At 72.4% G+C, this 13,217-nt stretch carries 14 protein-coding genes and 1 pseudogene; 9 read left to right on the forward strand and 6 right to left on the reverse strand.

The window, feature by feature from the left end; translation table 11 throughout:
• Positions 1-34: 34 nt before the first annotated feature.
• Positions 35-859 (forward strand): TIGR02452 family protein, encoded by an 825-nt coding sequence (locus tag AB0E14_RS11805; protein WP_362415163.1) that lies wholly within the window; start codon positions 35-37, stop codon positions 857-859.
• A gap of 107 nt (positions 860-966) precedes the next feature.
• Positions 967-1,131 (forward strand): hypothetical protein, encoded by a 165-nt coding sequence (locus AB0E14_RS11810; RefSeq protein WP_362415165.1) that lies wholly within the window; start codon positions 967-969, stop codon positions 1,129-1,131.
• Between the two features lie 77 nt (positions 1,132-1,208).
• Here AB0E14_RS11810 and AB0E14_RS11815 read toward each other — a convergent pair whose 3' ends face one another.
• From AB0E14_RS11815 to AB0E14_RS11830, 4 genes are all read right to left on the reverse strand, one after another.
• The gene (locus AB0E14_RS11815; RefSeq protein ID WP_362415167.1) at positions 1,209-2,669 is read right to left on the reverse strand and encodes an SPFH domain-containing protein; all 1,461 of its coding nucleotides are present in this window, start codon (positions 2,667-2,669) and stop codon (positions 1,209-1,211) included.
• An 81-nt stretch (positions 2,670-2,750) separates the two neighbouring features.
• Entirely contained in the window at positions 2,751-2,969 is a 219-nt protein-coding gene (locus AB0E14_RS11820) for a hypothetical protein (protein WP_362415169.1), read from the reverse strand.
• Between the two features lie 14 nt (positions 2,970-2,983).
• Positions 2,984-3,691: an alpha/beta fold hydrolase gene (locus tag AB0E14_RS11825; RefSeq protein WP_362415171.1), complete on the reverse strand. Its 708-nt coding sequence runs from the start codon at positions 3,689-3,691 to the stop codon at positions 2,984-2,986.
• Between the two features lie 61 nt (positions 3,692-3,752).
• A complete protein-coding gene (locus AB0E14_RS11830; protein ID WP_362415173.1) occupies positions 3,753-5,009 on the reverse strand; it encodes an MFS transporter in 1,257 nt (418 codons plus the stop codon).
• Between the two features lie 156 nt (positions 5,010-5,165).
• On the opposite strand from AB0E14_RS11830, the gene AB0E14_RS11835 reads away from it, so the two are divergent.
• From AB0E14_RS11835 to AB0E14_RS11850, 4 genes and pseudogenes are all read left to right on the forward strand, one after another.
• On the forward strand, positions 5,166-6,188 hold the full coding sequence (locus AB0E14_RS11835; RefSeq protein WP_362415175.1) for a LacI family DNA-binding transcriptional regulator: 1,023 nt from the start codon (positions 5,166-5,168) through the stop codon (positions 6,186-6,188).
• A 72-nt stretch (positions 6,189-6,260) separates the two neighbouring features.
• Complete coding sequence (locus tag AB0E14_RS11840) at positions 6,261-6,530, forward strand: hypothetical protein (protein ID WP_362415177.1); 270 nt, start codon at positions 6,261-6,263, stop codon at positions 6,528-6,530.
• 165 nt (positions 6,531-6,695) lie between these two features.
• On the forward strand, positions 6,696-7,883 hold the full coding sequence (locus AB0E14_RS11845; protein ID WP_362415179.1) for a thiolase family protein: 1,188 nt from the start codon (positions 6,696-6,698) through the stop codon (positions 7,881-7,883).
• Positions 7,884-7,946 (forward strand): annotated as a pseudogene (locus tag AB0E14_RS11850) (hypothetical protein); the annotation flags it as partial. It abuts the gene before it with no gap.
• A gap of 78 nt (positions 7,947-8,024) precedes the next feature.
• On the opposite strand, the gene trxA reads toward AB0E14_RS11850, so the two are convergent.
• On the reverse strand, positions 8,025-8,402 hold the full coding sequence (trxA, locus tag AB0E14_RS11855; protein ID WP_362415181.1) for a thioredoxin: 378 nt from the start codon (positions 8,400-8,402) through the stop codon (positions 8,025-8,027).
• Positions 8,403-8,609: 207 nt separating this feature from the next.
• On the opposite strand from trxA, the gene AB0E14_RS11860 reads away from it, so the two are divergent.
• Positions 8,610-10,061 carry an NAD(P)/FAD-dependent oxidoreductase gene (locus AB0E14_RS11860; RefSeq protein WP_362415183.1) on the forward strand — a complete coding sequence of 484 codons (1,452 nt, stop codon included), beginning with the start codon at positions 8,610-8,612 and terminating at the stop codon, positions 10,059-10,061.
• Complete coding sequence (locus tag AB0E14_RS11865; protein WP_362415185.1) at positions 10,058-10,972, forward strand: hypothetical protein; 915 nt, start codon at positions 10,058-10,060, stop codon at positions 10,970-10,972. Before AB0E14_RS11860 ends, AB0E14_RS11865 begins: the two co-directional genes overlap by 4 nt.
• 6 nt (positions 10,973-10,978) lie before the next feature.
• Here AB0E14_RS11865 and AB0E14_RS11870 read toward each other — a convergent pair whose 3' ends face one another.
• Entirely contained in the window at positions 10,979-11,593 is a 615-nt protein-coding gene (locus tag AB0E14_RS11870) for a TetR/AcrR family transcriptional regulator (protein ID WP_362415187.1), read from the reverse strand.
• Between the two features lie 139 nt (positions 11,594-11,732).
• On the opposite strand from AB0E14_RS11870, the gene AB0E14_RS11875 reads away from it, so the two are divergent.
• The gene (locus tag AB0E14_RS11875) at positions 11,733-13,157 is read left to right on the forward strand and encodes a cytosine permease (RefSeq protein ID WP_362415189.1); all 1,425 of its coding nucleotides are present in this window, start codon (positions 11,733-11,735) and stop codon (positions 13,155-13,157) included.
• Positions 13,158-13,217 lie beyond the last annotated feature (60 nt).

Consider the following 13,217-nt stretch of genomic DNA (forward strand, 5'->3'; position numbering starts at 1 on the left):
CCCCCGGAGTGCGGAGTCGATCATGCTTTTGGGCATGAGCGCACGACTGCGGGGGATCGCGAAGCAGACCGAGGAGATCGTCGAGGCGGGCCGGTACCGGGCCCCCGGAGGCCGGTCCGTCTCCATCGAGGAGGAGCTGAGCGCCGCCCTGGCCGGCACCCGGATGTACGGCCCCGATCCCGTCCCCGTGACCCCTGACACCGACCGCGCCACTGCGGTCGAGGTCACCGACGAGAGCAGCCTGGACGCCGCCCGCCGACTGACCCGGGCCGACCCGGCCACCCCGGTCGCCGTCCTGAACTTCGCCTCCGCCCGCAACCCCGGCGGCGGCTATCTGAACGGCGCCCAGGCCCAGGAGGAGGCGGTCTGCCGGGCCTCCGCCCTCTACACCACCCTCCTGCGTGCCCCCGAGTTCTACGCGCACCACCGGGCCGAGAAGGATGCTTTCTACACCGACCGCGTGATCCTCTCGCCCGGCGTCCCGGTCTTCCGCGACGACCGCGGCGGGCTCCTGGACGAGCCGTTCACCGTCGGCTTCCTCACCTCGCCCGCCCCGAACGCGGGCGTCGTCCGCCGCCAGACCCCGGACCTGGCCGACCGGATACCGGCCGCGCTCGCCGCCCGCGCCGAACGGGTCCTGGAGACGGCCGTTGCCGGCGGCTACCGCCGGCTCGTCCTCGGTGCCTGGGGCTGCGGCGTCTTCCAGAACGACCCGGCCGAGGTCGCGCGGGCGTTCCGGGCGCTGCTCACGGGCGGCGGCCGGTTCGCCGCCCACTTCGACGAGATCGTCTTCGCGATCCTCGACCGCACGGCCGGCCGGGCGACACTCGGCGCGTTCCAGCGCGTACTCGCGGCCTGAGCGCGACCCTCCTCCGGAGGACCCTCTCCTGACATGCGGTGCTCGTACTCGCGTGCGAGGCTGAAAACGGCCCCAGCGTCCGAGAACCGCTGTCAGGAGGCACGATCGTGGGCAAGAAACAGACCCGGGTGAACAAGGGCGCCCGTACGGGCGGCCACGAACACCGGACCGAAGCCGCACCGAAGGAATCGACACCGGTCGTGCGGGAGACGCCCCGGCCGATCATCGAGCAGGTCTCCCACAAGAAGGAACGGAAGTTCGGCCACAACTGACCTTCCGCCTCACCGCGACCGGGGCCCGGCGCCACGAAGGCACCGGGCCCGGCCCGTGTCCGTACGCTCCCGTAGGGCTACGCCTCGTCGTCGCCGACCGGGATCGCCTCCGCGGCAGGAGCCGAGGGAGCCGCCGGCACCTGCGCCGCCGGAGCCGGTACCGCCGCGCCGTCGAGCTTCAGCTTGAGCGAGGGCCCTTCGGCCGCCGTCGCGGGGCTCATGTTCGCGAGCAGCTGCCGGGCGAGGCCCAGACCCGTCCCGCCCATGGTCAGCGCCTTGGCGAACATCTCGGCCATGCCGTCCGCGCCGTTCAGCAGGACCATCTGGTCCACGTTGCCGAAGGCCGACGCCCCGGCCTCGACGATTTCCGGCCACTTCTCGGCCAGCTGCTGAGCGACCACGGCCTCCTGGTTCTCGGCGAGAGCCGCCGCCCGCGCCTTGATCGCCTCGGCCTCGGCGAGACCCTTCGCCCGGGTCGCCTCGGCCACCGCGAGCCCCCGCGCCTGCTGGGCCGCCGCCTCCGCCTCACCGGTCAGCCGGGTCGCGGCCGCCCGCGCGGCGCTGGCGAGTTCGGTCTCCCTGGCCTCCGCCTGCGCCGCCGAGATCCGGGCATCGCGCTCGGCCTCGGCGCGGGTCCTGGTCTCGTACGCCTGCGCGTCCGCCGGCTTGCGGACGTCCGCCTGGAGCTGCTGCTCCTTGCGGTGCGCCTCCAGCTCGGCGACCCGCGTCTCCTGGACGACGACCTCCTGCCGCGCCCCGGCCTCGGCCAGCGGACCGGCCTGACGGGCCTTCGCGGACGCCTGGTCGCGCTCCGCCTGGTAGCCGGCCTGCAGGATCTCGCTGTCCCTCGTCGCCTCCGACATCCGCGCGGCGGCCTGCTGCTCCGCCTCCGTGGCCCGCCGGTTGGCCTCGGCCTGCGCGATCCGTGCGTCCCGCTGGACCGCCGCCGCGTGCGGCGCGGCCAGGTTCTTGATGTACCCCGTCGGATCCTCGATCTCGTGGATCTGCAGCGAGTCGACGATCAGACCGAGCTTCTCCATCTCGGTGCCACAGGCCGAACGCGCCTGCCCGGTCAGCTTCTCCCGGTCACGGATCATGTCCTCGACCGTCAACCCGCCGACGATGGCGCGCAGATGACCGGCGAAGACGATGTGCACCCGCTCGGACATGAGCTTCTGCTGGTCGAGGAAGCGGCGGGCCGCGTTGGCGATCGACACGAAGTCGTCACCCACCTTGAAGATCACCACGCCCCGGACCTTGAGCGGAATGCCCTGGTGGGTGACGCACTCCACCTGCAACTGGGTCTCGTTGAGGTCGAGCGACAGCTTCCGTACGGCCTGGACCCCCGGCATCACGAGCGTGCCGCGCCCGGTGACGATCCGGAAGCCCATGCCCTCTCCGAGCCCCTCCATCTTGTGGTTGGAACCGGAGATGATCAGCGCCTCGTTGGGCTCGGCGACGCGCCACATGAGTTTGAAGAGTGCGATGAGGACGAGGACGGCGACGACCACGCCGCCCGCCAGGATGCCGATGGCCATGGGCAGCTCCCCCTTCACCGGAGCCGTGCGGATCCGGTGAAGGGAGTGTGCGCCTCCACGGTCGGAGGCTCAACGCCTCGGTCAACTGTCGTACGCGGCTGTGACATACACGGTGCGTGGAGGGAGATGTTCCACGACCATCACGACCGTTCCGGGATGGATCCGCTCCTTGGCGTCGGCCGCGTACGCGAGGAAGTGCTCGGCGCCGCCCCGGATCCGGACGATCACCTCACCGACGAGGCCGGGCCCGACGGTGCCGGTGACCCGGCCGAGCATGCCCACCATCGAGACGTCGTCCATGCTCACACGGTACGTCAGATCCAGCCCTCCAGGGCGGCCATGAAGCCGTCGAAGTCGTCGCGGTGGATCGTGTGTCCGGCGCCCGCCACCGTACGGACGTCGAAGCCGCGGTCCGCCAGCATCCGCGCGTTCTCCGGCGAGACCAGCAGGCTCGGGTCGGCCAGGGCGACGAGCGAGGGCACCACGGGCTTCGCCGGCCACAGATCGCGGCCCACCCAGTCGGTGAGCCCGTGGGCCGAACGTTCGTCCCAGAGCCGCATGGTCGCCATCTCGACGTCGAGATCCTCCCTCTCCCAACGGGGGTTGAGCATCGCGATGTGCTCCCGCGCGAGGGACGTGGCGGCGACGAACAACTCCGCGCTGTATCCCGTGTCCCCGGCCGGCAGGTGCCAGGCCGGGTCCACGTACACCGCGCGCCGCGGGGCGAGCCGCTCCACCGCCGTGGCGAGAGCCAGCCCGCCGAGCGAGTGGCCGAGGGCCAACTCGGCCCCGGAGGGCAGGGTTTCGACGAGATCGTCGGCGTACTCCCCGGGGCCGTACCCGTCGGGCCCGGCCGCCCGGCCACTGGCGCCGTGGCCGCGCAGATCCACCGCGATCACCCGGTAGCCGCGCTCGGCGAGGGCCGGTCCGACCCGGCGCCAGGTGCGGTGGTCGGACATGATCCCGTGGATCAGGAGCGCGATCCGGTCGCCGGATCCCCAGGTGCGGGTGTTGAGCAGCACGTCGAAGCCTCTCGCGGATCGGGTGGACGGGACGTCCGGGTGGCCCTGTGAGCCTACGAGGTCAGCGCACGCCGCGGATCGGCCGCACGGCGAGTGCCCCGAGGACCGACAGGACGGCCGCGACCACGAAGAGGGCCGTGTACCCGCCGCTCAGCGAGACGATGACCGAGGCGACGAACGGCGCGACGATCTGCGGCCCGGCGTTCGCGACGTTGAGCACGCCCATGTCGCGGGCCGCGTCCTCGGCCTTCGGCAGCACCATCGTGACCAGGGCGGTGTCGACCGCCATGTAGCAGCCGAAGCCGAGGCCGTTGACGACGGAGAAGGCGAGCATCGCGGTCCAGCTCGACGAGACGGCCGGGATCACCAGCGCGACGGCGGCCAGCGCGGCGGAGGCGCCGACGAAGAGCTTGCGGCGGTCGTAGCGGTCGGAGAGCCAGCCGCCCAGGACGGTGGAGACCACCATGGCAACGGAGTTGAGCGGCATGAGGATCGCCACCGCCTCCTCGGGGGTGAGCCCGGCCGGCAGGTCGATGTGGTCCTTGAGGATGTACAGCTGGAAGCCGGCGACCGCGAAGTAGCCGAGGACGAGCAGCGCGCGGCCGATGAACGCCCAGCGGAAGTCGTGGTCCTTGAGCGCGCTGCCGAAGGCGGCGAGCTGCTGCCGCACCGGCAGCGGCGCCTTGGCGGGCATCCGCTCCTCGCGGGCGCAGGTGGTGAACAGGACGGCGGTGGCCGCCACGATCACGCCGAAGACCAGGTACCCGGTGCGGTAGTTCTCCGAGAACGCGGCGCCGACCAGCGCGCCGATGGTGGAGCCGATCGGCATGCCGAGCCCGACCGCCGCCGAGGCCTTGCCGCGCGCGGCGAAGGGGACCCGGTCGGGCACGACGGAGGTGATCGCGGCCTGGTAGACGTTCATCACGGCCTGGCCCAGACACCAGGCGATGAGCACGAGCAGGATCGTGTCCACGCTGCCGAGCAGGAACATCACCGGTATCGCGAGCAGACCGCCCGCAAGGATCCACGGGTTGCGCCGGCCGGAACGGTCCGACAGGGCTCCGGCCACCGGGTTGAAGATCGTCGCGAAGATCGCGGAAACACCGGAGACCAGGCCGAAGTTGGCCACCTTGTTCGCCGGGTCGATCCCCTCGATCTGCAGCGCGAGCAGCAGTCCGGGCACGCCGACGTAGAGCGCGTACATCGCCGTGTTCCCGGCGAGGAGCAGGGGCAGCAGACCACGGGTGGGCCGGGGGCCCGAAGGGGAGTCGACTCCGGCGGTGCCGACTCTGCCGGATTCGGAGGAGGAAAGGGCCACGGTGCCCTCCTGGTGAAGATCGCCCTGTGCGGGGGCGAGGAGCGGAAGTTTCGATAGGGTTACACGTGTCACTGACGCGTGTCAGCACTGTGTAGCACTCGAATCCGGCCATCCGCCAGACTCCGGGCCGGATTGTTCTGGAAAGATGCCGGAGCGATGAGCCAGTCACCCAGACAGTCCGCCGAACGTCCCGTCCCGACGAGCGCCGATGTGGCGCGGCTCGCGGGCGTCTCCAGAGCCACCGTGAGCTACGTCCTGAACAACACGGCGGCCGTCCGGATCAGCGAGCCGACCCGGCAGCGGGTCCGGGAGGCGGCCGAGGAGCTCGGGTACGTCCCGCACGCCGCCGCGCGCAGCCTGCGCGCCGGGCACAGCCGCATGGTCCTGCTGCCCACCGCGCACGTGCCGATCGGCCCGCTGTACAGCCAGTTCTTCAACGAGCTGCAGTGGGCCCTGCGCCGGCTCGACTACACCGTCGTGCAGTACGGCAGCCTCGGGCTCGAAGGGGACGAGGCCGCGCGCGCCTGGGCGGAGCTGCGTCCGGTCGCGGTGGTCTCCCTGGGCGAGGTCCAGCTCACCCCCGGCGGGGTGGAGATCCTCAAGCGCTCCGGGGCCAAGGCCGTGATCACCGTCGGCCCGCACCGGGTCGAGGGCGCGCACGCCCTGGTCATGGACCAGGGACGGGTGGGGCGGGTCGCCGTCGAGCACCTGGTGGAGCGGGGGCGGCGGCGGATCGGTGTGGTGATCCCGGAGGAGCCGGGCCTGGAGATGTTCTCGGGACCCCGCCTCGACGGCGCTCGGCAGGCGGTGGCTGGCACCGGCGCCACCGTCGTACCGCTGCCCCTGCGGTACGAGGAGGAGGCGGCGAACGCGCTCGCCGGACGCTGGCGGGAGCTGGGTCTGGACGCGGTGTTCGCCTACAACGACGAGTACGCGATGCTGCTCATGCGCGCGCTGCAGGACGCCGGGATCGAGGTCCCCGCCGAGACGGCCGTCGTGGGCTCCGACGACCTGCTGCTCGGGCGGCTGCTGCGGCCCCGGCTGACCACGGTCGAGATCGACATGGTCATCGGCCGGCACCTGGCCGAACTCGTCGACAGCGCGGTCCGCGACCCCGACGCCACCCCGGGCGCGCAGGAGCTCATGGCCTCGCGCGTCATTCCCCGGGAGTCCAGCTGACGTAGGGCCTCGCGGCGACGGTCCCGCCGGTCGCGGCGGGCGCCGTGGGGCGAAGCGGCTTAGCGTCGAAGCATGAGCACACTGCCGCGGCGTTACGAGATCCTGCTCGTCCCCGAGCACGTGGAGGACCGGGGCGGCGCGTCCGTGGAGGACAGCGCGGTCCGGTCGGCGGTCGTGGAGGCCACGGGCCGGACGGGCTCGTCGGGTTACCCGCGCTACGAGGGCCACGGCATCGCCGCCGACATCGACCCCGAGACCCGCACCGTCGAGGCGCTGCTGGTGGACGGTCGCGAACTGGACTACGGCCTGACCGCCCTGGTCCGGCCCGCGCCGGCGGCATGACCGGGTTCTTTCATCCCCCACGTATCGCCCCTCGGCACCGTTGACAGGAACCCATGCCGGGCGGAGACTCTGCGCGCACGTCAACGAAGGAAAATTCACCAGGCGAACGCACGGGTGGGCGGTCGGTCGAAGAGGACCGTCCCCAGGGCACGTGGGAGAGAACCGATGAGCATCCGCGACGTCTACATCGTCGACGCCGTCCGCACCCCGATCGGCAGGTTCGGAGGAGCGCTCTCCGCCGTCCGCCCCGACGACCTCGCCGCCCATGTGGTCAGGTCCCTCGTCGACCGCGTGCCCGCGCTCGACCCGGCCCGGATCGACGACGTCTACTTCGGCGACGCCAACGGCGCCGGCGAGGACAACCGCGACGTGGCCCGCATGGCCGTCCTGCTCGCGGGCCTGCCCACCTCCGTCCCCGGAGTGACCGTCAACCGGCTGTGCGGTTCCGGTCTGGAGGCCGTGATCCAGGCCGCGCGCGCCATCGCGGTCGGCGACGCGTCCGTGGCCGTCGCGGGCGGTGTCGAGTCGATGTCCCGCGCCCCCTGGGTCCTGCAGAAGCCCGAACGGGCCTTCCCGGCCGGCCACCAGCAGCTGCACTCCACGACCCTGGGCTGGCGCATGACCAACCCGCGCATGCCCGCCGACTGGACGGTCTCGCTCGGCGAGGGCGCGGAGCTCGTCGCCGACAAGCACGGCCTCACCCGCGAGCAGCAGGACGCGTTCGCCCTGGCCAGCCACCGGAAGGCGGCAGAGGCGTGGGGCAAGGGGCTGTACGACGGCGAGGTCGTGCCGTACCCGGGGGTGGAGCTGACCCGCGACGAGTGCATCCGCGACACCACGTCCATGGAGGCCCTCGCCAAGCTGAAGCCTTCTTTCCGGACCGAGGGCGGGACCGTCACGGCGGGCAACGCCTCGCCGCTCAACGACGGCGCCGCCGCCCTGCTCCTCGTGGACGAGGAGGGGCTGCGGGAGACGGGTCGCGAGCCGCTCGCCCGGATCCGCGCCTCGGCCGTCACCGGAATCGAGCCGCAGCTCTTCGGGCTCGGGCCCGTGGAGGCCGTACGGCGCGCCCTGGGCAAGGCGGGCCGCTCCTTCGCCGACCTGACGACCTTCGAGCTGAACGAGGCGTTCGCCGCCCAGTCCCTCGGCTGCCTCGCGGAGTGGCCGGAACTCGACCCGGAGATCGTCAACCCGCGGGGCGGCGCGATCGCGATCGGGCACCCGCTCGGCGCCTCCGGCGCACGGCTCGCGGGCGCGGTCGCCCACCAGTTGGCGGCGGCCGGTTCGGGAACGGGCCTCGCGGCCCTGTGCATCGGCGTCGGCCAGGGCCTGGCACTCGTCCTGGAGCGCTGAACCGACGGAGCGGGGGCGGTGGCCGACGGAGCGGGGGCGGTAGCCGACGGAGCGGGGCGGTGACCGACGGAGCGGGGGCGGTACGGGAGTTCCCGTACCGCCCCCGCCGGACGCTGCGGCAACGCGTGCCGCTCGCTCGCGCTACTGCTGCGCCTGCTGCTGCTTCGCGTCCTCGATGGACTTGCGCACCTCGTCCATGTCCAGCTTGCGCGCCTGCCCGATCACGTCCTCCAGGGCCGCCTCCGGCAGCGCCCCGGGCTGGGCGAACACGGCCACGTTGTCACGGACGATCATCAGCGTCGGGATCGAGCGGATCTCGAACGCGGCGGCCAGCTCCTGCTGCGCCTCGGTGTCCACCTTGGCGAAGACCAGGTCCTCGTGCCGCTCGGAAGCGGCCTCGAAGACGGGCGCGAACTGGCGGCACGGACCACACCAGGAAGCCCAGAAGTCGATCAGAACGAAGTCGTTGTCACTCACGATCTGGTCGAAGTTGTCCTTGGTGAGCTCGACAGTGCTCATGTTTTCTACCTCTCCGGGTCTCCTGGTGGGTGTCCTTCACGGTCCCCTGGGGACTCGCCCCGCACAACCGCGTATCGAGCCGCGCTATTCCGCGCCGCCCCACGCGCGCGTGGCCCCCGTTCCACGAGTGCACAGCGCGTGTCCCCAGCGTGCACGCCGCGCCTTCCCCTGTGGCCACGGCGCACACCTGCCACCAGACTGGGGCCCATGACACACGAGGTGGAGCACGAGTACGACGTGGTGGTCCTGGGCGCGGGGCCGGTGGGCGAGAACGTGGTGGACCGGGCCAGGGCGGCGGGCCTGAGCGTGGCCGTGGTGGAGAGCGAACTGGTCGGTGGCGAATGCTCGTACTGGGCCTGTATGCCCAGCAAGGCCCTGCTCCGTCCCGCCATCGCCCGCTCGGACGCCCGCAAGGTTCCCGGGCTGCGGCAGTTGGTCCAGGGACCGCTGGACGCGGCGGCGGTGCTCGCCCACCGCGACTACTACGTCTCCGACTGGAAGGACGACGGCGCCGTCGGCTGGCTCGAGTCCACCGGCGCCCGCCTCTTCCGGGGCCACGGCCGACTGAGCGGCGAGCGGAAGGTCGCCGTCGAAGGGCCCGAGGGCGACCGCCACCTCCTCACCGCCCGTCACGCCGTCGCCGTCTGCACCGGCAGCCGCGCCGCCCTGCCCGACCTCCCGGGGCTGACCGGCGCCCGGCCGTGGACCAGCCGCGAGGCGACCAGCTCCCACCACGTCCCGGAACGGCTCATCGTGGTCGGCGGGGGAGTGGTCGCCGCGGAGATGGCGACCGCGTGGCAGGCGCTCGGCTCCCGCGTGACGGTCCTGGTGCGCGGCAAGGGCCTGCTGCCCCGCATGGAGCCCTTCGTCGGCGACCACGTCGCCGACGCGCTCATCGAGGGCGGAGCCGACGTCCGTACGGGAGTGTCCGTCGCCGCCGTCGTGCGCGACGGGAGCACCGGCCCGGTCACCGTGGTCCTGGAGGGCGGCGACCGGGTCGAGGGCGACGAGGTCCTCTTCGCGACCGGGCGCAGCCCGCGCACCGAGGACATCGGCCTGGAGACCGTGGGCCTCGAGCCGGGATCCTGGCTCACGGTGGACGACACCCTCCGGGTGGAGGGCAGCGACTGGCTCTACGCCGTGGGAGACGTCAACCACCGGGCGTTGATGACCCATCAGGGCAAGTACCAGGCCCGGATCGCCGGCGCGGCCATCGTCGCCCGTGCCTCCGGAGCCTCGCTCCCCACGGACGGGCGCTGGGCCGCGCACACGGCCACCGCCGACCACGCCGCCGTACCGCAGGTCGTCTTCACCGACCCCGAGGCCGCGTCCGTCGGGCTCTCGCTCGCCGAGGCCGAACGCGCCGGGCACCGCGTGCGCGCCGTCGACCTGGACCTGACCGCGGTGTCGGGCGCCGGCCTGTACGCGGACGGCTACCGGGGCCGCGCGCGGATGGTCGTCGACCTGGACCGCGAGATCGTCCTGGGTGTCACCTTCGTCGGTCCCGGCATCGGCGAACTCATCCACTCCGCGACCGTCGCCGTCGTCGGAGAGGTCCCGATCGACCGGCTCTGGCACGCCGTTCCCTCCTATCCGACGCTGAGCGAGGCCTGGCTGCGGCTCCTCGAGGCGTACCGGGACGGTGCGGGGACCTCATGAGCCCCAGGGCCCCCGACCTCACCAACGAGTACGACGGTCCCTGCGCGGTCTGCGGGGATGTCGTACCGGCCGGGACGGGGGTCCTCCGGCACGGCCACGGCCCGTCGGACGGCTGGCAGGTCTTCCACGCGGGGCACGTGCCCGAGGAGAAGCCGCCGGACCGGCAGCACGTGCCGGGCTGGCACCACCGGCGTCTCCTGGCGGTGGACATCGTGTCCACCGGCTACCGGACGTCCGTGGACCGGATCCTCTCCGCCTCGGTGCGGGGCTCCGACGGGTACATCGGAGATTGGATCATGGATATTGGATCCGATCTCCCTTCTGCGGTCTCCGGCGGGGGCGCGGCACTGGACGCCGCCGTCGCACGTGCCCGCGCCGAAGGCGCCCCCGCGCCCGAGGCCCTCGACGACCTCGCGCGCGTCCTCGCCGACCACCTCGCGGCGCACGAGGTGCTCGTCGTCTGGTTCTCCCCGTACGTCCTGAGCACCCTGCACGCCGAACTCCTGCGGCACGCTCTGGCCCCGCTGACCGAGCGGCTCCCGCAGGGGGTCGCCCCTGTCTGCGACCCGCTGGTCCTGGACCGGCACACCGACCGCTACCGCTCGGGCCGCCGCTCGCTGCGCGCCGTCGCCGAGTGGTACGGCGTCCCGCACGCCCACCCCGGAGACGCCGCCTCCGACGCCGAGGCGGCTCTCGCCCTCGCCCAGGTGATCGCGGACTCGTACCCGGCCGTCGCCAAGCTGTCCCGCCCGGCGCTGCACACCGAGCAGATCCGCTGGTACGCCGACCAGACCCGCAGCCACCCCGACGCGCCGGACTGGCCCTTCACCGCGGCCGCTCCCGAACCGTGGGCGCCGCCGCAGCCCCCGGCCCGGCAGGGCGCCCCGGAGCCCCCACCGCACGCGTCCTGAGGCTCCTCAGTCGCGCGGCACCAGGAGCGCCGCCGCCGACCGGGCGGCGTCGAGGGCGGGGCGGGCTGCCGGACCGGTCTGCTCGCCGAGGACCACACGCGTACTCAGGCCGTCGAGGAGCGCGAGGAGTTCGGAGGCGCGCGCGGCCACGACGTCGGCTTCCATCGGGGCGAACCGGGACTGGCTCACGCCCTTGGCGAGCAGCGCCGTCAGATCCTCCTGCCAGCCCAGATCCAGCTCCCGCTGCGCCTCGCGCAAGGCCTCGTTCGCTGGTATGCGCGCCCAGAGCTCGATCCAGAGCATCCACCGAGGGTCGCGCGGACCGTGCGGCAGATAGAGCTTGAGGAAGAGGTCGAGCTTGCGCTCGGCGGTCAGTCGGCGGGCCAGCAGCGCACGGCGCTCCTCGGCGAGGGCGGCCTCGCTCCAGCGGAGCACGGCGAGGAGCAGCAGATCCTTGCTGCCGAAGTAGTAGAGGATGTGGCCGCCGCTCGTCCCCAGGCGCTCGGCCAGTGCCGACATGGTGAGCGCCGCGAGTCCGTCCTCGGCGATGGCCGCCATCGCCTCTTCGAGCATCCGCTCCTGGGTGATGTGCCCGTCGCGCCGTCGTGCTGCCCCAGCCACCCGCTCCGCCTCCGTCCCGGTCACCTGCAGGTCACGACTTTAACCGCAGAGGCCCGAGGTCTTGACGTGGCCGTCACCTCTCGCACATCTTGAATCCTGTTCTAAGTTCTAGAACGTCATTCAAAGTCTGGGAGTGGGCATGCTGCACCAGGACAGAGCACCGGCCACCGGCCGTGACCAGGGCGTCCACGGGGAGGTCCGCAAGGACGAGGTCTTCCAGGTGGAGGGCCACGGCATCGACCCGATCCCCGACGCCGAGCGCCACGGCAGCGCCAAGGACCTCTTCTGGCTCTGGTTCGGCTCCAATCTCACCTTCACCTACGTCATCAACGGCGCCCTCGCCGTCGCCTTCGGCCTCTCCTTCTGGCAGGCCACCGCCGTGGTCGTGATCGGCGGTCTCTCCTTCTTCGCGATCAGCGCCGCCGGACTCGGCGGCGTCCGCACCGGCACCGCCACCCTCGTCATCTCGCGCGCCGCCTTCGGCGTACGCGGCAACTGGCCCGCCGGACTGATCAACTGGATCGTCAGCATCGGCTACACCATCGTCAACACGGTCGTCGGCACCCTCGCCCTGGAGGCCTTCCTCGCCGACCTCGGCTGGGCCGGCGGCCACACGGCCCGCGCCCTCGCCCTGATCGTGACCCTCACCATGACCTTCGCCGTGGCGCTCTGGGGCCACGCCACGGTCCAGTTCGCCGAACGCTGGATGGCCTACGCCCTCGCCCTGGGCTTCGCCGCCCTGCTGGTCTTCGTCCTGCCCGGCGCCGACACGTCCGCCCCCGCCGCGGCCCCCGGCGTCTCCGCCTGGAGCCTCGCCCTCGTCGTCATGTTCGCGGGCCCCGTCTCGTACGTCCCGATGCCCGCCGACTACACCCGCTATCTGCCGCGCACCACCTCGCTCAAGGCCCTCACCTGGAGCGGTGCGCTCGGCGGGTTCCTCTCCTCCGTCGCCCTCGGCGTCGCCGGAGTCGCCGCCGCGACGCAGACCGACATGACCGACGCGGTGGTCGGCGCCGAAGCGCTGCTCCCCGGCTGGTTCCAGCCGCTCTTCCTCGCTCTGGTCCTGGGCGGATCCGTGACGAACTCGATCATCACGCTCTACTCCTCCAGCCTGAACCTTCAGGTCCTCGGCATCCCCTGGACCCGCGCCCGCGCCATCGTCGTCAGCGCCGCCGTCACCGCCGTCGGCTCGCTCGGCGCGCTGTTCCTCACCGACTTCACCACCTCGCTGCTCGCCTTCCTCTCCCTCCTGATCATCGTCTTCGCCCCCTGGGGCGGTGTCTTCCTCGCCGACATGGTCCTGCGCCGCTGCACGTACGACTCCGCCGCGCTGCACGCCGGCGAGCACGGCGCCTACTGGTACCGGGGCGGCTGGCACCCGGCCGGCCTCACCGCCCTCCTCGCGGGCATGGTCTTCGCCGCGCTGACCTGCGACTCCGAACTCTGGACCGGCCCTCTCGTCGCCCCGCTCGGCGGCGCGGACCTGACCCTGCTCGGCGCCGTCGTCTCCGCGCTCGTGTACGCCGTCCTCGCGCGCCGCACCGCCACCCCCGTACAGCCGTAACACCCCCGTCCAGCCCGTAACACCACGGAACAGCCGTAACACCCGTGTCAGGCACAGGAG

It is taken from the genome of Streptomyces sp. NPDC047981 (genome assembly GCF_040653315.1).
GTDB lineage: Bacteria > Actinomycetota > Actinomycetes > Streptomycetales > Streptomycetaceae > Streptomyces.